This is a genomic window from Rhodococcus sp. P3_B8 (genome assembly GCF_056402775.1).
The window spans coordinates 1-19359 of record NZ_JBFUGT010000116.1 but is presented as its reverse complement, the minus strand read 5'-3'; the positions used below and the strand labels follow the sequence as shown (position 1 = coordinate 19359).

Here is a 19359-nt window from a genome sequence, read left to right as displayed (position 1 = left end):
CCCGCAGCGAGGCGCACACCGCGTCCGCGAGGGGCAGGGGGTGCGCGCCGTCGRGAGCGTCGATCGCGACGACGGCGGTGCCGTGAACGGCGAGGCAGCGTTCGGAGACGAGGGCGACGAGACCGTCAGGGCTCGTCGGTGTGAACATCGTCATGGCACCCATGGTGCCTCGAGCCCGAACCGGGCGGATAACCTTGACCAGGCACAGAAGGAGGGCTCATGGCGAGCATCGAGGACGTTCTCGAACTCGAAGCGCTGGAGAAGGACATCTTCCGCGGCGCGGTTCATCCGTCTGTTCTGAAGAGGACGTTCGGCGGGCAGGTCGCGGGTCAGTCACTGGTGTCCGCGGTCCGTACCGTCGACGAGGCGTTCAAGGTCCACTCCCTGCACGGGTACTTCCTGCGCCCCGGAAATCCGGCGAAACCCACCGTCTACCTGGTCGACCGGATCCGGGACGGCAGATCCTTCTGCACGAGGCGCGTCACCGGAATCCAGGACGGCAAGGCGATCTTCACCATGTCGGCGTCGTTCCACACCGAGGACGAGGGCATCGAGCATCAGGACACGATGCCGTCCGTCCCCGCGCCCGAGGAACTGGTCGACGCACAGACCCTCGAGGAGTTCGCCGCCACCGATCTCTACCGGGAGTGGAAGGAATGGGACGTCCGTATCGTTCCGGCCGGCTCCACCGGGAAGACTCCCGGAATCGCCGCGCAGCAACGGGTGTGGATGCGGTACCGCAGCAAGCTGCCGGACGATCAGGTCTTCCACATCTGCACCCTCGCCTACCTCAGTGACATGACGCTCCTCGGTGCGTCGAAGGTCCCGCACCCCGGAGTGGTCACGCAGACGGCGTCGCTCGATCACGCCATGTGGTTCATGCGCCCGTTCCGCGCCGACGAGTGGCTGCTCTACGACCAGACCTCACCCTCCGCCGGCTTCGGCCGCGCCCTCACCCAGGGCCGCATGTTCGACCGGAACGGCACCATGGTCGCCGCCGTCGTCCAGGAGGGGTTGACCCGTATCCAGCGCGATCAGGACAAGCGCGACATCGAGACAGGAAACATGGCATGACCCGTCCCCTCGTCGGAGTACTCGCCCTGCAGGGCGACGTCCGTGAACACCTCGCCGCACTGAACGATTCGGGTGCGGACGCCGTCGGCATCCGCCGCCCGGAGGAGCTCGAGAAGATCGACGGCCTCGTCATCCCGGGCGGCGAGTCGACGACGATGAGCAAGCTGCTGCAGATCTTCGAACTGCTCGAACCCCTGAAGGCGCGCCTGCGCGACGGGTTGCCCGCCTACGGGTCCTGCGCCGGGATGATCCTCCTCGCGAGCGAGATCCTCGACACGAGACCTGACGCGCAGCACCTCGGTGCGATCGACATGACGGTGCGCCGCAACGCCTTCGGTCGTCAGGTCGACTCCTTCGAGTCCGACCTCGAATTCGAGGGCATCGTCGGCGACCCGATGCGGGCCGTGTTCATCCGGGCTCCGTGGGTGGAGCGCGTCGGCGACGACGTCCAGGTCCTTGCCCGCGTGCCCGAGTCGGGTGGCGCGGCCGCCGGACGGATCGTGGCCGTCCGGCAGGGCGCCGTGGTGGCGACGTCGTTCCACCCGGAGGTGACGGGCGACCGGCGGGTGCACGAGCTGTTCGTCGACATCGTCCGCGGGGTCTAGCTCGCCGGACGGGGCGCGGCGAGTGTGTTGAGGAGCGCCGCACCCTGTGCGGCGCCGTCCACGGTGACCGCGAACGGGCGGCCGCCGGTGCGGTTCAGCACGATGCCCTCGCCGGCGCGGATCACGACCGCGGTCCCGCGCGGCGTGAAGCGGTAGCCCCAGCCGCCCCATTCCGTGGGCCGGATCTCGGTGACCCGAGCCTCGTCGATGGAGTCGAGCGGGATCTTCCGCCAGCGGATGTTCCACGACGACAGGGTCAGTCCTGTGCGGTCGATCTGCACGGTCACGGAGGCGAAGCCGCCGCCGGCGACCGCCAGGACGACGAAGAGGACGGCCAGCCAGAGCGCTCCCACCAGCGCGGAGACGACGGCGGCCAGGGTCATGGCGAGAGCGAGCACGCCCGCCCACCGCCCGCGGGCATAACCGGTCCACGATGCGCGCTCGCCGGGCGCCAGGGGGACGGGCAGCGTCGGCGCCGCACCGTTCTCCGGGGAGTGCGGCGTCCGGGGGAGCAGGGCGAACGTGGCGATGGCCCACACGATTCCCAAGAGGGGAACGACGATCCACCAGCCCAGCGTCGCCGCTTCCGGCGAGCCCGCCTCGATCGTGGCGGCGACGCTGACGATCCAGGCCGTGGCCACCGTCCACCCGACGAGAACGGTGGCGGGAAGCCAGAGCGCGGCGTCGGTGCGGACCCGCGCCGCCACGACGCCCGCGATCACGGCGGCGGCCGCGCAGACGGCCAGAGCGATCCAGAAGTAGGTGGTCGTGTCGCTGAATCGGTCGGGTTCGGTGCCGGACCAGTGGCTGGCCACCACCGGCGGCAGTTGCCCGCTCCAGGCGAGTCTCGCGATCACGACCGCGAGGAGGGGCACAGCGGAGGTCGCGGCGAGGAGGCGCGTTCGGGAGGTCGTCATTGTCTGGTGGTCTCCTTGATCACGTCGAGCATCTGTTCGGTGTCGAGTCCGAGGCGTCGTGCCTCGGACACGAAAGCCTTTGCGGCTTCGGTCAATCCGGTGTGTACCGGGTCCGTGTCGGCGCGGACGACCGCGCCCCGGCCCCGGCGGAGGTCGATCAGACCCTCGTCGCGCAGCGCGGCGTACGCGCGCAGCACGGTGTGGAGGTTGACGTCGATGGATTCGGCCAGCGCCCGGGCGGAGGGGAGCCGATCGCCCGCGCCGATCTCGCCGCGCAGGAACGCGCCGCGCACGTTGGCCGCGATCTGTTCACCCAGTGGGGTGGTGGAGCTGTGGTCGACCCGCATCAACATGTTTGCATTCTATGCAAACAATGGCGACTTATGCGAGTTGTTACCCCGGGAACGCGCAGGGGCGGCCGGGCTGCGGGTAACATCGTCAAAGCTGAAACCGCGCATTCGGCGTGCCAAAGGCAGCAGGAAAGGGGCTTGAATCGCATGAGCGGCCACTCCAAATGGGCCACCACCAAGCACAAGAAGGCTGTGATCGATGCCAAGCGTGGCAAAGCCTTCGCGAAGCTGATCAAGAACATCGAGGTGGCGGCCCGTACCGGCGGTGGCGATCCTGCGGGAAACCCCACCCTGTACGACGCCATCCAGAAGGCCAAGAAGACGTCGGTCCCCAACGACAACATCGAGCGCGCCCGCAAGCGCGGCGCCGGTGAAGAAGCGGGCGGCGCCGACTGGCAGACCATCATGTACGAGGGTTACGGACCCAACGGTGTCGCCGTCCTCATCGAGTGCCTGACCGACAACCGCAATCGTGCGGCCGGCGAGGTGCGCACCGCGATGACCCGCAACGGCGGCAACATGGCCGACCCGGGTTCCGTGTCCTACCTGTTCACGCGCAAGGGTGTCGTCACCCTCGAGAAGGGTGACCAGAGCGAGGACGACGTGCTGATGGCGGTCCTCGATGCGGGTGCCGAAGAGGTCACCGACCTCGGCGACACCTTCGAGATCGTGAGCGAGCCCACCGACCTCGTCGCCGTCCGCAGCGCACTGCAGGAGGCGGGAATCGACTACGACTCCGCCGAGGCCGACTTCCGTGCGTCCGTCGAGGTTCCGGTCGACGCCGACGGAGCCCGCAAGGTGTTCAAGCTCGTCGACGCGCTCGAGGAGTCCGACGACGTGCAGAACGTCTACACCAACGTCGACCTGTCCGACGAGGTACTGGCGGAGCTCGACGACTGATCGCACGACGCACGGCACGGGGCGGGGGAGCGGTGCTCGCCCGCCCCGGCTCGTCCTGCGTGTTGATGCGCCGACTCGTCCGACCCCACGGCTAAGCTATCGAACAGCTGTTCGGCGTGGGAGAGGTGGCTTTGCGTGCGTGTGCTGGGTGTGGATCCCGGTCTGACCCGGTGCGGATTCGGAGTGGTGGACGGCGGCAGCGGCCGCACCGTCACCCCGATCGCCGTCGACGTGGTCCGGACCCCGGCAGACCTCGAGTTGTCGTCCAGGCTGCTGCGGATCTCCGAAGCGGCCGAATCGTGGATCGATCTGCACAGGCCCGAGGTCGTGGCGATCGAGCGGGTGTTCTCCCAGCACAACGTGCGCACCGCGATGGGCACCGCGCAGGCGGGTGGCGTCGTCGCCCTCGCCGCCGCGCGCCGCGGCATCCCCGTGTGTTTCCATACCCCCAGTGAGGTCAAGGCCGCCGTCACCGGGAGTGGCTCGGCTGACAAAGCTCAGGTGACGGCAATGGTGACGCGCATCCTCAAACTTGCGGCCGCACCCAAACCGGCCGACGCGGCGGACGCGCTGGCACTGGCGATCTGCCATTGCTGGCGGGCGCCGATGATCGAACGCATGGCTCGCGCCGAAGCCGCGGCCGCCGAACAGAAACGTCGCTACCAGGCCCGACTGGCCGAAGTGAAGAAGGCAGGTACACGATGATCGCGTCCGTCCGCGGCGAGGTGCTCGAGATCGCCCTCGACCATGCGGTGATCGAATCCGCCGGAGTGGGCTACCGCGTGAACGCGACGCCGGCCACCCTCGGCGGACTGCAACGGGGATCCGAGGCCCGGCTGGTCACGGCGATGATCGTCCGCGAGGACTCGATGACGCTGTACGGGTTCCCCGACTCGGAGTCCAAGGAGTTGTTCGGGCTGCTCCAGACGGTGTCGGGAGTCGGTCCCCGGCTGGCGATGGCCACCCTCGCCGTCCTCGAACCCGACGCGCTGCGGGCGGCCCTGGCCGAGGGCAACGTCACGGCACTCACGCGGGTGCCGGGCATCGGCAAGCGCGGGGCGGAGCGGATGGTCGTCGAACTGCGCGACAAGGTCGACGCCGTCGCGTCCACGTCCGGGGCGGTGCCGATCGGTGCGGGCGGCGGCGGATCGGTCCGCGACCAGATCGTCGAAGCTCTCGTCGGCCTCGGATTCCCGGCCAAGCAGGCCGAGCAGGCCACCGACTCCGTCCTCGCCGAGGCTCCCGAGTCGACCACCTCTACGGCGCTGCGCTCCGCCCTCTCCCTGCTCGGGAAGACCAGATGAATCCCGAACCCGGGGGCGACTACGACGAGGAGTCCCCGGTCTCGGCCGATCTCGTCGCCGGCGACGGCGACATCGAGGCCAGCCTGCGCCCGAAGAACCTTCACGACTTCATCGGGCAACCGCGGGTCCGGGAGCAGTTGCAGCTCGTCCTGACCGGCGCGAAGATGCGCGGCGGCACCCCCGACCACATCCTCCTCTCGGGCCCGCCCGGGCTGGGGAAGACCAGCATGGCGATGATCATCGCCGGCGAACTGGGCTCCTCGCTGAGGCTGACGTCGGGTCCGGCGCTGGAACGGGCCGGCGACCTGGCCGCCATGCTGAGCAACCTCGTCGAGGGCGACGTGCTGTTCATCGACGAGATCCACCGCATCGCCCGGCCGGCCGAAGAGATGCTCTATCTCGCGATGGAGGACTTCCGGGTCGACGTCGTGGTCGGCAAGGGTCCCGGCGCCACGTCCATTCCCCTGGAGGTCGCACCGTTCACCCTGGTAGGGGCCACCACTCGCTCGGGGGCGCTCACCGGGCCGCTGCGCGACCGGTTCGGGTTCACCGCCCACATGGACTTCTACGAACCCGCGGAACTGCAGCAGATCCTCATGCGGTCGGCGGGCATTCTCGGCGTGCAACTCGGCGAGGAGGCCGGCGCCGAGATCGCGAGCAGGTCCCGGGGCACGCCCCGCATCGCGAACCGTCTCCTGCGCCGTGTCCGCGATTACGCCGAGGTCCGGGCTGACGGTGTCGTCACCCGCGACATCGCCCACGCCGCTCTCGCCGTCTACGACGTCGACCAGCTGGGACTCGACCGCCTCGACCGGTCCGTCCTCAGCGCCCTCGTGCGCAGCTTCGGCGGCGGCCCGGTCGGAGTGTCCACCCTGGCCGTCGCGGTGGGTGAGGAACCCGCCACCGTCGAGGAGGTGTGTGAGCCCTTCCTCGTCCGTGCCGGAATGATCGCCCGGACACCCCGCGGCCGTGTCGCCACGGCCGCCGCGTGGACGCAACTGGGCCTGACCCCGCCGCCGGACGCTGTGACCGGCGGAATCGAGGTCCGCGTCAACGAACCGCAGGCCTCCCTGTTCGATCCGCAAGACCCCTGATCGACCCCCGGAGAAACGCCCGCCTCGTGCCGAGCGAACCGGTGTCCGGGCCGGTGATGGCACACTGGTGTATTGCATCGGTCCAACCGGGACCAGTGCTTCGGACCGTGCGACATACCTCGAGGTTGACTTTCAGATGGATTTTCTCTTCCCGCTCCTGATTCTGGCGCTGCTCGTCCCCATGTTCCTGGGGATCCGCCGACAGAAGAAAGAGGCGGCCAAGGTGACCGCTCTGCAGGACTCGATCTCGGTCGGCGACCGCGTCCTCACGACTGCCGGTCTGCACGGCACCGTCGTCGCACTCGGCGACGAGACGATCGACCTCGAGATCGCTCCCGGCGTGGTCACCACGTGGTCGCGTCTCGTCGTCCGCGAGCAGATCGTCGACGCCCCGTTGCAGCGTGACGGTTCCCTCGACCACGAGTCGATCGACGCCGAGGCCCCCGCCACCGACATCGTGCGCGAGGATCGTGAGAACGGCGGCGACAGCACGCCGCGGCTGAACAAGGATTGATCGACGCTTCCGCGGCGTAATTCCGCAGCCGTCGCGTCGCAGGCGCCCGGGCGCGGCAACCGGGGCACAGCCCTGCGTCTGCCGGCCCGGTGCGCTGTGAACGTTCCCACCCGAACTGCACGTACTGAGGAGACATAGAGATCGTGGCACCTTCCACAGGATCGGTGCATCCCGTCCGCTACCTCACCGTTTTCGCGGTGCTCGTGGCGGTTCTGTATGCCCTGGTGTTCTTCACCGGCGACAAGTCCGCGACACCCAAGCTGGGCATCGACCTGCAAGGTGGGACCCGAGTCACCCTCACCGCACGCACCCCGGACGGCAGCAAGCCGACGCCGGACAGCCTGCGGCAGGCCCAGGAGATCATCGAGACCCGTGTGAACGGACTCGGCGTGTCCGGCTCCGAGGTGGTCATCGACGGCGACAACCTCGTCATCACCGTCCCCGGCGACGACAGCGCACAGGCGCGTTCGCTCGGCCAGACGGCGCGGTTGTACGTCCGTCCCGTCCAGACGTCGCAGGCCGCGGCTCCTGCCGGCACACAGGCACCCGCCGCCGGTGAGGCGCCCGCCCAGACTCCCGCCGGAACCGAGACTCCCGCGCCCCAGAACCGGCCGTTCCCGGCTCAGGATCCGTCCACCTCTCCCGAGCCGACTCCGGCGCCGGCCGACGGGTCCGGCACCGAGACCGCCGAGGCGGCCGACGAGATCGCGGCAGCGCGGGCCACCCGTCAGAGCACCGACCCGGCCGTGCAGCAGCAGGCCATGGCGACACTCGACTGCAGCGTGCCCGACCCGCTGCGCGGCAACGACGACCCGGCCCTGCCGCTCGTCGCGTGCTCCACCGACGGTCAGGCCGTGTACCTGCTCGAACCGGCGATCATCGACGGACAGGAGATCGCCGACGCGAYGTCCGGCTACAACTCCCAGCAGTCGCGGCACGAGGTGAGCCTGACGTTCAAGTCCGAGGGCAGCAACACCTGGGCCACGTTCACGTCGCAGAACATCGGCAAGCAGGCCGCGTTCACGCTCGACTCCAAGGTGGTGAGCGCACCGGTCGTCCAGGGCGCGACACCCGCAGGCAGCTCGACGTCGATCACCGGCTCGTTCACCGCGGAAAGCGCGAAGGAACTCGCGAACACCCTGAAGTACGGCTCGCTGCCGCTGTCGTTCGCGGCGTCGGAGGCGGAGACCGTGTCGGCGACGCTGGGTCTCGCCTCGCTGGAGGCCGGTCTCATCGCCGGACTGGTGGGTCTGGTCCTGGTGCTGCTCTACTGCCTGCTCTACTACCGCATGCTCGGCGTGCTGACGGCGCTGTCGCTGGTGCTGTCCGGTGTGATGGTCTACGCGATCATGGTGCTGCTCGGCCGGTACATCAATTTCACCCTCGACCTCGCGGGCATCGCCGGTCTGATCATCGGTATCGGTATGACCGCCGACTCGTTCGTGGTGTTCTTCGAGAGAATCAAGGACGAGATGCGGGAGGGACGCAGTTTCCGGTCCGCGGTTCCGCGCGGCTGGGCCCGTGCGCGCCGGACCATCCTGTCCGGTAACGCGGTCAGCTTCATCGCCGCCGCGGTGCTGTACATCCTCGCGGTCGGGCAGGTCCGCGGCTTCGCGTTCACCCTCGGCCTGACCACCATCCTCGATGTCGTCGTGGTGTTCCTGGTGACGTGGCCGCTGGTCCACCTGGCCTCGAAGTCGCCGTTCTGGTCGAAGCCCGGCGTCAACGGGCTGGGTGCCGTGCAGCAGATCGCCAAGGAACGCAAGGCTGCCGCAGCGTCGGCGAAGGAGTCACGAGTATGAGCGAATCGACCACGTCCCAGTCTGCGTCGCAGACGGACCCCGAGTCTTCGCTGTCCGATTCGGGCGTCAACCAGTCGTCGATGCCCCAGCACAGCCTGCTGTCGCGGCTGTACACCGGAACCGGTGCCTTCGAGGTCGTCGGGCGTCGCCGCTTCTACTACATCCTGACCGGCACGATCGTGCTGATCTCGTTGCTGAGCATCCTCGTCCGCGGGTTCACGCTCGGTATCGACTTCGAGGGTGGATCGCGGATCCAGTTCCCCGCCGGCGACGGGGTGGAGACCGCACAGGTGGAGGAGGTCTACTCCGAGGCGCTCGGCATGGACCCCGTCTCGGTGCAGACGGTGGGCTCGGGGTCGAGCGCGACCGTGCAGATCCGCTCCGAGGCACTCGACGCGGCGCAGGTGGTGACGCTTCAGGACGCGTTGTACGACGAGTTCCAGCCGAAGGACAGTGACGGCAACGTCAGCAAGAACGTGATCAGCGTCGCCGACGTCAGCGAGACGTGGGGCGGGCAGATCACCCAGAAGGCGCTGATCGCGCTGCTTGTGTTCCTGGTGATCGTGAGCGTGTACATCGCCGTCCGGTTCGAGCGGGACATGGCCATCGCCGCGATCGTCGCGCTGTTCTTCGACATCGCGGTCACCGCCGGCGTGTATTCGCTGGTCGGCTTCGAGGTGACCCCGGCGACCGTCATCGGCCTGCTGACGATTCTCGGTTTCTCGCTCTACGACTCGGTGGTGGTGTTCGACAAGGTCGAGGAGAACACGCGCGGGATTCTGCACCTGACCCGTCGCACCTACGCAGAGCAGGCGAACCTGGCGATCAACCAGACGCTGATGCGGTCCATCAACACCACCCTGATCAGCGTGTTGCCGGTGCTCGCGCTGATGGTGGTCGCGGTCTGGATGCTCGGTGTCGGAACGCTGAAGGACCTGGCGCTGGTGCAGCTCGTGGGCATCATCGTCGGCGCCTACTCGTCGATCTTCTTCGCGACGCCCCTGCTGGTCACGCTGAAGGAGCGGTGGGGTCCGGTCGCCGCGCACACGCGCAAGGTCCTCGCTCGCCGCGCGACCCTGGCACAGGGCGGTGCGCAGAAGGCCGGTACCCCGGCCGCCGAGGTCGCCGCGTCCACGGCGGACACCGCCGTCCCGCGCCGCCGGTCGGCGGCGACCGCACCCACACCGGGCTCACGTCCCACCGGGAAGCGCAACAAGAAGAGGCACTGACATGCCCGCATCGCACAGCACCCGGCGCGGTGCGCAGACCCGACACGGCCGTACGGCGGCCATGTCGGGTGCCGGCCTCCTCGCGACCGTGCTCCTCGCCGGCTCGCTCGCCGGATGTTCCGAGGAAGGTGAGCAGATCCCGTCGATCGGGTACGCCATCGACAACACCGTCACCACCTACAACGCCAACAGCGTCGCGGGTGCGGTGTCGGGGGCGCGTCAGGCGTTCGCGCGGGTGTTGCCCGGGTTCAACTACACCGGACCGGAAGGCGGACCGGTGGCCGACACGGACATCGGCACCGCCAACGCTATGCCCGGGGATGCCCTGACGATCCAGTACAAGCTCAATCCCAACTCCGTCTACTCCGACGGTGTGCCGATGTCCTGCGACGATCTGGTGCTGACGTGGGCGGCGAACAGTGGCCGTTTCCCGATGTTCGATGCGGCGAGTACGGCCGGCTACTCGGACATCGACCGGATCGACTGCCAGACCGGCGCGAAGGATGCCGTCGTCACGTTCAAGGCGGGACGCAATGTCACCGACTGGAAATCGCTGTTCGGCGCGACGTCGATGATGCCGGCGCACGTGGTCGCCAGCGCTGCCGGCGTGCCCGACGTCGTGGCCGCCGTGCAGAATTCGGACGCGGATGCATTGACGCGCGTCGCGGACTTCTGGAACAACGGATGGACGATGGCACCCGGCGACCTCGACCTTGCCAAGTTCCCCGCGTCCGGCCCCTACAAGGTCGAATCGTTCTCCGAGGACGAGGGCCTCGTGCTGGTGGCCAACGACCGGTGGTGGGGGAATCGTCCCGCCACCTCGCGGATCGTGGTGTGGCCCAAGTCTTCCGACGTGAGCGCGCGGATCGGTGACGGTTCGGTCGAGGTGGTCGACGTCGCCGCGGGATCGGCGCCCGATCTGGACCTCGGCGGGTTCGACGTGACGGAGGTGCCGTCGCGCAGCGTCGAGCAGTTCGTCCTCTCCACCTCGGGCCTGTTCGAGAACGCAGCCGGACGGCGGGCGTTCGCAGCGTGCCTGCCCCGGGAGGAGCTGGCGTCGAAGTTCGGGATCGCCGCGGAGTCGGACGAGGCAGGTGCAGCGTCCGGTGGCCCGGTCGACACCCGGGTCACCGCCCCCGACAGCCTCGTTCACCAGTCGGTGGCCGGTGCCGTCGGCGGCCGGTACGAGACGGCGGACACGGCAGCGGCGGCGGACGCACTGGCCGACACCGGCAACACGTCGGCGACCGTCCGCGTCGGATATCTGGGACCGAACCCGCGCCGCGCCGAGATCGTGGCGGCCGTGGCGGCGGCGTGTGCCCCGGCCGGTATCACGGTGCAGGATGTCGCGTCGCCCGAGTTCACCCCGACCATGCTGCGCGACGGGCAGGTGGATGTGGTCCTCGCGGGCACGGCCTCCGCTCCCGGCGCCGCGGGCACCGCGGCGGCCACCACCGCGATGTACGCCCTCCGCAGCGGAATCCGATCGAACTTCGGGGACTACAGCAACGGCCGCGTCGACCAGATCGTCGACCAACTCGCGGTCGACAGCTCCACCGCCACCCAGCTGTCGCTGTCGACCGAGGCCGAGAACATCCTGTGGTCGGACGTGCCCACGGTGCCGCTGTTCGATCAGCCGCGGACCGTCGCGTTCGCAACAGGTTTGCAGGCGGGAGCAGTCAATCCGACGCGATCGGGCGCCGGCTGGAACATGGACAGGTGGGTTCTGCGCAGGTGATCGACCATTCTCCGGCCCGTGACGCCGTCACCCGGCTCACCCGATGGGCCGACGACTTTCCGCAACCCGGGGTGCGGTTCGCCGACCTGACGCCGGTCTTCTCCGACGCGGACGGTTTCCGTGTCGTCGTCGACGCGCTCGCCGCCTGCGCCCCGGAGGCGGATGTGATTGCCGCCGTCGACGCACGAGGGTTCCTCCTCGGTGGCGGCGTCGCCCGGGAACTGGGCTCCGGTGTGGTGGCCGTGCGGAAGTCGGGCAAATTGCCGCCGCCGGTGCTGTCGCAGTCGTACACCCTCGAGTACGGAACGGCCACGCTGGAGATTCCGGCCGGCTCGATCGGTCTGGACGGGCGCTCCGTGCTCGTCGTCGACGACGTCCTGGCCACCGGTGGAACCCTCGACGCCACGGCGCGACTGGTGGAATCCGCAGGTGCCCGGGTGATCGGTGTCGCCGTGGTCCTGGAGATCGCCGCGCTGGGCGGCCGAGAGCGGCTCGGAAAGTACCCGCTCACGTCCCTCGTCACGGTCTGAGTACTAAAGTTGTGCCTGGTGGTCGTCACGGCCACCGGGGCGCATGCCCGAGACCAACCAGGGCCGCACGGCCCGAGCCATTTCAGTGGTAGGAGGTGACGGCATGACTTCGAATCTTGATCGGTCGCAGAACACGGGATCAACCTCGTCTGCGCAATCCGATGCCGAGTCACCTGCAGCGAACCCGGCTTCCGGTAACAACCGTGGAGCACAGGGATTCGCCGTTCCGGCGTCCGCATCGCGCCGGGTACGAGCGCGACTCGCCCGGCGCATCACGGGTCAGCGGAACACGACCATCCGGCCGGTTCTCGAACCCCTCGTCAGCCTGCATCGCGAGCTGTATCCCAAGGCGGACCTGGCGCTTCTGCAGCGCGCCTACGACGTCGCGGAGGAGCGGCACGCCAGCCAGCGCCGCAAGTCGGGCGACCCGTACATCACGCATCCGCTCGCCGTCGCCAGCATCCTCGCGGAACTGGGAATGGACACGACCACGCTCGTGGCGGCCCTGCTCCACGACACCGTCGAAGACACCGGGTACTCCCTCGAGCAGTTGACCGACGAGTTCGGCGAAGAGGTAGCCCACCTCGTCGACGGCGTCACCAAACTCGACAAGGTGGTCCTCGGCAACGCCGCCGAGGGCGAGACCATCCGCAAGATGATCATCGCGATGGCCCGCGACCCCCGCGTACTGGTGATCAAGGTGGCCGACCGGCTCCACAACATGCGGACCATGCGGTTCCTGCCGCCCGAGAAGCAGGCCCGCAAGGCCCGCGAAACCCTCGAGGTGATCGCGCCCCTGGCCCACCGGCTGGGCATGGCGACCGTGAAGTGGGAACTCGAGGACCTGTCCTTCGCGATCCTGCATCCCAAGAAGTACGACGAGATCGTGCGGCTCGTCGCCGACCGGGCGCCGTCCCGCGACACCTACCTCGCGAAGGTGCGTGCCGAGATCAACGCGACCCTGACGGCGTCCCGCATCAACGCCGTCGTCGAGGGCAGACCCAAGCACTACTGGTCGATCTACCAGAAGATGATCGTCAAGGGCCGCGACTTCGACGACATCCACGACCTGGTCGGCGTGCGGATTTTGTGCGACGAGGTCCGGGACTGTTACGCGGCCGTCGGCGTCGTCCACTCGCTGTGGCAGCCGATGGCGGGCCGGTTCAAGGACTACATCGCGCAGCCGCGTTACGGCGTGTACCAGTCGCTGCACACCACCGTGGTCGGACCGGAGGGCAAACCCCTCGAGGTGCAGATCCGCACCCACGACATGCACCGGACCGCCGAGTTCGGTATCGCCGCGCACTGGCGGTACAAGGAGACCAAGGGCAGGCACTCCGGTGACGTCGCCGAGGTCGACGACATGGCGTGGATGCGTCAGCTCCTCGACTGGCAGCGTGAGGCCGCCGACCCGGGGGAGTTCCTCGAGTCGCTCCGCTACGACCTCGCGGTCAAGGAGATCTTCGTCTTCACCCCCAAGGGCGACGTGGTGACGCTGCCCGCCGGGTCGACACCCGTCGACTTCGCGTACGCCGTGCACACGGAGGTCGGGCACCGATGTATCGGCGCCCGGGTCAACGGCAGGCTGGTGGCGCTCGAACGCAAGCTCGAGAACGGCGAGGTGGTGGAGGTCTTCACCTCCAAGGCCGTCAACGCCGGCCCGAGCCGCGACTGGCAGACGTTCGTCGTCTCCCCGCGCGCCAAGACGAAGATCCGGCAATGGTTCGCCAAGGAACGCCGTGAAGAGGCGCTCGAGACGGGCAAGGACGCCATCGCGAAGGAGGTGCGCCGGGTCGGCCTGCCGCTGCAGCGCCTGATGAACGCCGAATCGATGGCGTCCATCGCGCACGAACTGCACTACACCGACGTGTCGATGCTGTACACGGCCGTCGGCGAGAGCCACGTGTCGGCGCAGCACGTCGTCCAGCGTCTGGTGGCACATCTGGGCGGCGTCGGCGACGTCGAGGAGGAGCTGGCCGAGCGGTCGACTCCGTCCACGATGCCGATGCGGCCGAGGAGCACCGGCGACGCAGGTGTGCTCGTTCCCGGCGCGGAGGGCACGGTCGCCAAGCTGGCCAAATGCTGCACACCCGTTCCCGGCGACGAGATCATGGGCTTCGTGACCCGGGGCGGCGCGGTCAGCGTGCACCGCACCGACTGCACCAACGCGGGCTCCCTGCAGGAGCAGTCCGAGCGCATCATCGAGGTCAAGTGGGCGCCGTCGCCGTCGTCGGTGTTCCTGGTGGCCATCCAGATCGAGGCGCTCGATCGGCACCGGCTGCTGTCGGACGTGACGAAGGCGCTCGCGGACGAGAAGGTCAACATCCTGTCGGCGTCCGTGACGACGTCCGGTGACCGGGTGGCGATCAGCAAGTTCACGTTCGAGATGGGCGACCCGAAGCACCTCGGGCACGTGCTGAACGTGGTCCGCAACGTCGAGGGTGTGTACGACGTGTACCGGGTGACGTCCGCCGCGTAGCACCGACGAACGGGACGGTCGTTCGATCTGTTCGAACGACCGTCCCGTTCGTATAGCCGCGGGAGTGAGGTCAGCCGACCTTCGCGGTCTCGATCTGCACCGAGGTGTTGGGCTTGCCGCCCCCCGCGGACATGGATCCGTCGTCGCCGTCCGCCGCGATCTTCTCGACGGTCGCGAGGCCCTCCTCGGAGATCGTCCCGAACACGGTGTAGTTGGGCGGGAGCACCGAGTCGGCGTACACGAGGAAGAACTGGCTGCCGTTACTGCCAGGTGTCCCGCTGTTCGCCATCGCGACCGTGCCGCGCGGGTAGACCACCGGATTCGCGAGTGCCGGATCGTTCGGCGCGAACGCAGTTTCCGGGTACTCGGTGGTGAAGCCGTAGCCCGGTCCGCCGGTGCCCTTCCCGCTGGGATCGCCGCACTGCAGGACCTGCAGACCCAGCTCCGTCGTCAGCCGGTGGCAGGGTGTGTCGTCGAAGTAGCCCTGCTGGGCCAGGCTCGTGAAGCTGTTGACCGTGCACGGGGCCTCGGCGCGGTCGAGGACCAGGCCGATCGGTCCGGCGCTCGTCTGGAGGTCGACCGGGACGGTGCCCTCGGTGGAGACCCCGGACGTGGGCGGTGGGGTGACGTCCTTGGCAGCGGGCTGCCCTGCCGGATAGGTGCAGTCCACGGTCGCCGCGGCCGGTGCGGGGACCGGCGGCAGCGTGCCGAATTTGGACAGATCGAGCGACTGTTCCGCCGCGCTCGTGGGGGCCGCCTTCGACGAGGTGCCGGTCGACGAGCCGCCGGAGTCGGACGAATCCGAACAGCCGGCGAGGAGGACCGCGAGGCTCACGCCTGCGACGAGGATCGAGGTGCGTTTCATCGGTCCATCCTCACACGAGACCTCAGTCCATCCGGACGGATGTGATGTCGATTGGCAGGTTGGGCTTGCCGCCGCCCGCCTGCATCGATCCGTCGTCGCCGGCCGCCGCCACCTTCTCGATGGTCGCCAGGCCCGTCTCGTCGACCTTCCCGAACGCGGTGTACTGCGGGGGCAGCTGCGAATCGGCATAGACGAGGAAGAACTGGCTGCCGTTGCTGTCGGGCTGGCCGCTGTTGGCCATCGCGATGGTGCCGCGCGGGTATGTCACCGGCACCTGCAGCGACGGATCCGACGCCTCGTACTGGTCGGTGGGGAATTCGTTCGCGAATCCGTAACCGGGGCCGCCGGTGCCTGCGCCCGTGGGATCACCGCACTGCAGGACCTTCAACCCCTCGGACGTGACCAGCCGGTGGCATGGGGTGTTGTCGAAGTAGTTCTGGCTCGCCAGGCTCAGGAAGTTGTTGACGGTGCACGGGGAGTCGGCGTTGTCCAGGATCAGGCCGATGTTGCCCTGCGTCGTCTGCATGCTGACGCTGACTTCCTGGAGCGTGGTGTCGATGTCGTCGGTGCGCGGCGGGTTCACCTGCTTCGCCGGCGGCTGAGTGCTGGGGGTGTACGTGCAGGACACCTTCTCGGGCAGCGGTTCGGACCGGCCCGCCGGCATCACACCGGGCGACTGCGGCGACGCCGACACCGACTCGGCCGCCGACGCTTCCGTCGCGTCGTCGTCGCCGCTGGTGAGGGCGAAGACGACGGCGCCCGCCGCCACCACGAGCACGACACCGAGCACCGAACCGGCGATCGTCAGCTGCTTACGCTTGCGTGCTCTGTCGGCGCGGCGTTCGAGCTGACGCTCGAGCTTTCGTTTGGCTGCTTCCCGGCGCTGCTCGTTGCTCGGCACTGCGGTGGTCCTCCCGTATCGGTCTGTCTGGCAGTCGGTCGATATAGCAGTTGGTCGGTGCGAACTACCCCCGGCACACGACCTCCAGAGTCTGCCATCCGAACCTGAGAACATCCTGGCGGGGCGGCGGCTTAGGCTGTAGCGACTGCAATGTCCACTCGAACAGGAGCCTCACAGGTGCTCGTCACAGGATTCCCGGCCGGGATGTTTCAGACCAACTGCTACATGCTCGCGCAGGATGATGCCCAGGAATGCGTCGTCGTCGACCCAGGACAGGACGCCGCCGAACCGCTGTTCGAGTTCCTGGACCAGTCGAATCTCACGCCGACCGCGGTGCTCCTGACCCACGGTCACCTCGACCACGTCTGGAACGCCTACGACGTCTGCGAGAAGTTCGGGATCCCCGCGTACATCCATCCCGAGGACCGGTACATGCTGTCGGATCCCGGCCGCGGCATCGGCCCGACGATGAAGCCGTTCATCGAGGGCATGACGTTCGTCGAGCCCGGCGAGGTGATCGCGCTGGCCGACGGCGACGTGATCGAGCAGGCCGGGATGTCGTTCGCCGTCGACCACACCCCGGGCCACACACAGGGGTCCGTGGTCTTCCGGACCCGGGTCGCCACCGAGAACGGTCCCGTCGAGATCGCCCTCACCGGTGACACCCTGTTCCAGGGGTCGATCGGCCGCAGCGACCTGCCCGGCGGCAACCACGAACAGCTGTTGCAGTCCATCGCCGACAAGCTTCTGATCCTCGCCGACGACACGGCGGTCCTCCCCGGGCACGGCGGGTCGAGCACCGTCGGCGCCGAACGTGGGTCGAACCCGTTCCTCGTTGGACTCTCGGGATCGAAATAAGGAAAAGTAACGACAGTGAGCAAAGCCAGCACCTTCTCCGCCCCCAAGGGCGTCCCCGATTACGTCCCGCCGCAGTCGTCCGAGTTCGTCGCGGTCCGTGACGGACTCACGCGCGCTGCGCGACTGGCCGGATACGGCCACATCGAACTTCCCATCTTCGAGGACACCGGGCTGTTCGCCCGCGGTGTCGGCGAGTCCACCGACGTCGTCAGCAAGGAGATGTACACGTTCGCCGACCGCGGTGATCGTTCGGTGACCCTGCGGCCCGAGGGCACGGCGGGCGTCATGCGGGCCGTGATCGAACACGGCCTGGACCGCGGCCAGTTGCCGGTGAAGCTGAGCTACGCCGGACCGTTCTTCCGCTACGAGCGACCGCAGGCTGGTCGTTACCGCCAGCTGCAGCAAGTCGGGGTGGAGGCCATCGGCGTCGACGACCCCGCCCTCGACGCCGAGGTCATCGCCATCGCCGACGCCGGGTTCCGCGGCCTCGGCCTCGACGGGTTCCGGTTGGAGATCACCTCCCTCGGTGACGACACGTGCCGGCCGCAGTACCGGGAACGGTTGCAGGAGTTCCTGTTCGCCCTTCCCCTCGACGAGGAGACGCGCCGGCGGGCGGAGATCAACCCCCTGCGGGTTCTCGACGACAAACGCAAGGAGGTGCGCGAGATGACGGCGGACGCACCGCTCATGCTCGACCACCTCTCGGACACGGCGAAGGCGCACTTCGACGAGGTCCTCGCACACCTCGACGCACTGGGTGTGCCGTACGTGGTGAACCCGCGAATGGTCCGCGGCCTCGACTACTACACGAAGACGACGTTCGAATTCGTCCACGACGGTCTCGGCGCCCAGTCGGGTATCGGCGGCGGCGGACGATACGACGGTCTGATGKCGCAGCTCGGCGGTCAGCCGTTGTCCGGCATCGGTTTCGGGCTCGGTGTCGACCGGACCGTCCTGGCGCTCGCTGCCGAGGGCAAGACCGCAGGCTCGACTGCGCGCTGTGAGGTCTTCGGCGTTCCGCTGGGCGACGAGGCGAAGGCGAAGCTGGTGGTGATCGCTCAGCAGTTGCGCGCCCAGGGGATTCGAGTCGACCTCGCGTACGGCAACCGCGGGGTGAAGGGCGCGATGAAGGCCGCGGACCGATCCGGCGCCGCGCTGGCACTCGTGCTCGGCGACCGCGACATCGCCGACGGGACGGTGGGAATCAAGAATCTCGCCACCGGAGACCAGGAATCGGTCTCCTCGGCGGATGTCGTCGCACGCGTCGGAGCCATCCTTGGCGCGTGACGACACCGCGCCGGTGTCACTCGACCTCGTTCCGATCGAGTTGATCGCACCGCGGCTCAAGCGGGTCGCGGCGATCGCCGTGCTGATCGGTGTGGTGGTCGGCGTCATCGTCGGGTTCTTCGGTCCCGTGTGGGTCGGTGTGACGGTCGGGGCCGTGATCGCGGTCCCGACCGCCGCCTCCGCGCTCCTCACGTTGCGGCGACGAATCGCACTGCAGACCGGGCGAATCCGGTCGACGGGGGGACTGCGCAGCAGGCACGTCGACGTCACGAGGGCGGTCGCGGCGGAATTGGTGGTCCGTTCGGCTCGCGTCAGCGAGGTGAGCGTCCGGATCACGGACCCCGACGGGAGCCTCGCGATACCGCTCGCCCTCTACACGACCGACGGCGGCCGTGAACTCGAGATCCTCGGGCTCCGGAGGCTGGCCGACGCCCTGACGACGAGCGAACTGGTGCCGGCCGCCGCGATCGCGTCGGTGCTCATCGAGCAGCTACGTGCGGAGGCCCGCGGCGCGGCCCTTCCCGAACGCCCCCTGTTCCGGGCCGTGGAACTGGTGCGTTCGGAAGGCCGCGTGCCCACCACCACGCTCACCGATCACGAGGTGGCAGCGCTCCTCGACTGAGCGATCAGCTCTGGTCGCCGAACGGAGTGTCGTCGAGATCCTCGCCGCCGATCACGGCGGGCGCGACCATCGGGAGGTCGCCGGCGAACGCGTTGTTCTCGCCGGCGTTGACGAGGTAGCTGGGTGTGGACCGGCCGCTCAGCTGGTCGTCGCCCCCGCGCCCGGCACCCGCCATCCCGGCGCCGCCCATCCCGCCCATCCCGCCCATGGCTCCGCCGGGTGCGAGAGGGGACGAGGCAGCGGCCGGAGCGGCGCCGGGTGTCAGAGTGGTCCCCGGTGTCGCCGGGGGA

General features: G+C 68.6%; 19 protein-coding genes and 1 pseudogene. 15 read left to right on the top strand and 5 right to left on the bottom strand.

The window, feature by feature from the left end; translation table 11 throughout:
• Positions 1–219: 219 nt before the first annotated feature.
• Both AC1D1G_RS26895 and pdxT read left to right on the top strand, forming a co-directional pair.
• Positions 220–1074 (top strand): acyl-CoA thioesterase, encoded by an 855-nt coding sequence (locus tag AC1D1G_RS26895; protein WP_009480130.1) that lies wholly within the window; start codon positions 220–222, stop codon positions 1072–1074.
• Positions 1071–1679, top strand: coding sequence for a pyridoxal 5'-phosphate synthase glutaminase subunit PdxT (gene pdxT, locus AC1D1G_RS26890; RefSeq protein WP_009480131.1), 609 nt, complete (start codon positions 1071–1073; stop codon positions 1677–1679). Before AC1D1G_RS26895 ends, pdxT begins: the two co-directional genes overlap by 4 nt.
• Here pdxT and AC1D1G_RS26885 read toward each other — a convergent pair.
• Both AC1D1G_RS26885 and AC1D1G_RS26880 read right to left on the bottom strand, forming a co-directional pair.
• Positions 1676–2596: a hypothetical protein gene (locus AC1D1G_RS26885; RefSeq protein ID WP_477954385.1), complete on the bottom strand. Its 921-nt coding sequence runs from the start codon at positions 2594–2596 to the stop codon at positions 1676–1678. The two genes, pdxT and AC1D1G_RS26885, sit on opposite strands and share 4 nt — an antisense overlap.
• Positions 2593–2949 carry a GntR family transcriptional regulator gene (locus AC1D1G_RS26880; protein ID WP_280783827.1) on the bottom strand — a complete coding sequence of 119 codons (357 nt, stop codon included), beginning with the start codon at positions 2947–2949 and terminating at the stop codon, positions 2593–2595. Before AC1D1G_RS26880 ends, AC1D1G_RS26885 begins: the two co-directional genes overlap by 4 nt.
• A gap of 144 nt (positions 2950–3093) precedes the next feature.
• Between AC1D1G_RS26880 and AC1D1G_RS26875 the strand changes: the two genes are divergently transcribed.
• The 10 genes from AC1D1G_RS26875 (at position 3094) to AC1D1G_RS26830 (ending at position 14536) form a co-directional block, all read left to right on the top strand.
• Complete coding sequence (locus tag AC1D1G_RS26875) at positions 3094–3846, top strand: YebC/PmpR family DNA-binding transcriptional regulator (protein ID WP_011598635.1); 753 nt, start codon at positions 3094–3096, stop codon at positions 3844–3846.
• 135 nt (positions 3847–3981) lie between these two features.
• On the top strand, positions 3982–4551 hold the full coding sequence (ruvC, locus tag AC1D1G_RS26870; RefSeq protein WP_037239920.1) for a crossover junction endodeoxyribonuclease RuvC: 570 nt from the start codon (positions 3982–3984) through the stop codon (positions 4549–4551).
• A complete protein-coding gene (ruvA, locus tag AC1D1G_RS26865) occupies positions 4548–5150 on the top strand; it encodes a Holliday junction branch migration protein RuvA (RefSeq protein ID WP_280783826.1) in 603 nt (200 codons plus the stop codon). The genes ruvC and ruvA overlap by 4 nt, the downstream gene beginning before the upstream one ends.
• Positions 5147–6244 (top strand): Holliday junction branch migration DNA helicase RuvB, encoded by a 1098-nt coding sequence (ruvB, locus tag AC1D1G_RS26860; RefSeq protein ID WP_280783825.1) that lies wholly within the window; start codon positions 5147–5149, stop codon positions 6242–6244. The genes ruvA and ruvB overlap by 4 nt, the downstream gene beginning before the upstream one ends.
• Before the next feature lie 136 nt (positions 6245–6380).
• Positions 6381–6758 carry a preprotein translocase subunit YajC gene (gene yajC, locus AC1D1G_RS26855; protein ID WP_477954383.1) on the top strand — a complete coding sequence of 126 codons (378 nt, stop codon included), beginning with the start codon at positions 6381–6383 and terminating at the stop codon, positions 6756–6758.
• Positions 6759–6901: 143 nt separating this feature from the next.
• On the top strand, positions 6902–8560 hold the full coding sequence (gene secD / locus AC1D1G_RS26850; protein WP_477954381.1) for a protein translocase subunit SecD: 1659 nt from the start codon (positions 6902–6904) through the stop codon (positions 8558–8560).
• Positions 8557–9789 carry a protein translocase subunit SecF gene (secF, locus tag AC1D1G_RS26845; RefSeq protein WP_280783823.1) on the top strand — a complete coding sequence of 411 codons (1233 nt, stop codon included), beginning with the start codon at positions 8557–8559 and terminating at the stop codon, positions 9787–9789. Before secD ends, secF begins: the two co-directional genes overlap by 4 nt.
• 1 nt (position 9790) lies before the next feature.
• Positions 9791–11527, top strand: a complete 1737-nt coding sequence (locus AC1D1G_RS26840; RefSeq protein WP_477954380.1) for an ABC transporter substrate-binding protein — start codon at positions 9791–9793, stop codon at positions 11525–11527.
• Positions 11524–12057 carry an adenine phosphoribosyltransferase gene (locus tag AC1D1G_RS26835; RefSeq protein WP_105419926.1) on the top strand — a complete coding sequence of 178 codons (534 nt, stop codon included), beginning with the start codon at positions 11524–11526 and terminating at the stop codon, positions 12055–12057. Before AC1D1G_RS26840 ends, AC1D1G_RS26835 begins: the two co-directional genes overlap by 4 nt.
• Before the next feature lie 103 nt (positions 12058–12160).
• Positions 12161–14536 (top strand): RelA/SpoT family protein, encoded by a 2376-nt coding sequence (locus tag AC1D1G_RS26830; protein WP_280783821.1) that lies wholly within the window; start codon positions 12161–12163, stop codon positions 14534–14536.
• A gap of 70 nt (positions 14537–14606) precedes the next feature.
• Here AC1D1G_RS26830 and AC1D1G_RS26825 read toward each other — a convergent pair whose 3' ends face one another.
• Both AC1D1G_RS26825 and AC1D1G_RS26820 read right to left on the bottom strand, forming a co-directional pair.
• Positions 14607–15401, bottom strand: coding sequence for a peptidylprolyl isomerase (locus tag AC1D1G_RS26825; RefSeq protein ID WP_477954379.1), 795 nt, complete (start codon positions 15399–15401; stop codon positions 14607–14609).
• 22 nt (positions 15402–15423) lie between these two features.
• Complete coding sequence (locus tag AC1D1G_RS26820; RefSeq protein ID WP_283331869.1) at positions 15424–16302, bottom strand: peptidylprolyl isomerase; 879 nt, start codon at positions 16300–16302, stop codon at positions 15424–15426.
• 177 nt (positions 16303–16479) lie between these two features.
• On the opposite strand from AC1D1G_RS26820, the gene AC1D1G_RS26815 reads away from it, so the two are divergent.
• The 3 genes from AC1D1G_RS26815 to AC1D1G_RS26805 are packed head-to-tail and all read left to right on the top strand — an operon-like array spanning position 16480 to position 19069.
• Entirely contained in the window at positions 16480–17160 is a 681-nt protein-coding gene (locus AC1D1G_RS26815; RefSeq protein WP_477954378.1) for an MBL fold metallo-hydrolase, read from the top strand.
• 15 nt (positions 17161–17175) lie between these two features.
• On the top strand, positions 17176–18447 hold the full coding sequence (hisS, locus tag AC1D1G_RS26810) for a histidine--tRNA ligase (RefSeq protein ID WP_477954377.1): 1272 nt from the start codon (positions 17176–17178) through the stop codon (positions 18445–18447).
• Complete coding sequence (locus AC1D1G_RS26805; protein WP_280783817.1) at positions 18410–19069, top strand: hypothetical protein; 660 nt, start codon at positions 18410–18412, stop codon at positions 19067–19069. The genes hisS and AC1D1G_RS26805 overlap by 38 nt, the downstream gene beginning before the upstream one ends.
• A gap of 4 nt (positions 19070–19073) precedes the next feature.
• Here AC1D1G_RS26805 and AC1D1G_RS26800 read toward each other — a convergent pair.
• Positions 19074–19359: pseudogene (locus tag AC1D1G_RS26800) on the bottom strand (hypothetical protein); the annotation flags it as partial.

Excerpts from the sequence above, each read along its gene's own strand:
- AC1D1G_RS26895 (WP_009480130.1), top strand. The coding sequence starts at position 220 with ATGGCGAGCATCGAGGACGTTCTCGAACTCGAAGCGCTGGAGAAGGAC.
- pdxT (WP_009480131.1), top strand. The coding sequence starts at position 1,071 with ATGACCCGTCCCCTCGTCGGAGTACTCGCCCTGCAGGGCGACGTCCGT.
- AC1D1G_RS26885 (WP_477954385.1), bottom strand. The coding sequence starts at position 2,596 with ATGACGACCTCCCGAACGCGCCTCCTCGCCGCGACCTCCGCTGTGCCC.
- AC1D1G_RS26880 (WP_280783827.1), bottom strand. The coding sequence starts at position 2,949 with ATGTTGATGCGGGTCGACCACAGCTCCACCACCCCACTGGGTGAACAG.
- AC1D1G_RS26875 (WP_011598635.1), top strand. The coding sequence starts at position 3,094 with ATGAGCGGCCACTCCAAATGGGCCACCACCAAGCACAAGAAGGCTGTG.
- ruvA (WP_280783826.1), top strand. The coding sequence starts at position 4,548 with ATGATCGCGTCCGTCCGCGGCGAGGTGCTCGAGATCGCCCTCGACCAT.
- ruvB (WP_280783825.1), top strand. The coding sequence starts at position 5,147 with ATGAATCCCGAACCCGGGGGCGACTACGACGAGGAGTCCCCGGTCTCG.
- yajC (WP_477954383.1), top strand. The coding sequence starts at position 6,381 with ATGGATTTTCTCTTCCCGCTCCTGATTCTGGCGCTGCTCGTCCCCATG.
- secF (WP_280783823.1), top strand. The coding sequence starts at position 8,557 with ATGAGCGAATCGACCACGTCCCAGTCTGCGTCGCAGACGGACCCCGAG.
- AC1D1G_RS26840 (WP_477954380.1), top strand. The coding sequence starts at position 9,791 with ATGCCCGCATCGCACAGCACCCGGCGCGGTGCGCAGACCCGACACGGC.
- AC1D1G_RS26830 (WP_280783821.1), top strand. The coding sequence starts at position 12,161 with ATGACTTCGAATCTTGATCGGTCGCAGAACACGGGATCAACCTCGTCT.
- AC1D1G_RS26825 (WP_477954379.1), bottom strand. The coding sequence starts at position 15,401 with ATGAAACGCACCTCGATCCTCGTCGCAGGCGTGAGCCTCGCGGTCCTC.
- AC1D1G_RS26805 (WP_280783817.1), top strand. The coding sequence starts at position 18,410 with ATGTCGTCGCACGCGTCGGAGCCATCCTTGGCGCGTGACGACACCGCG.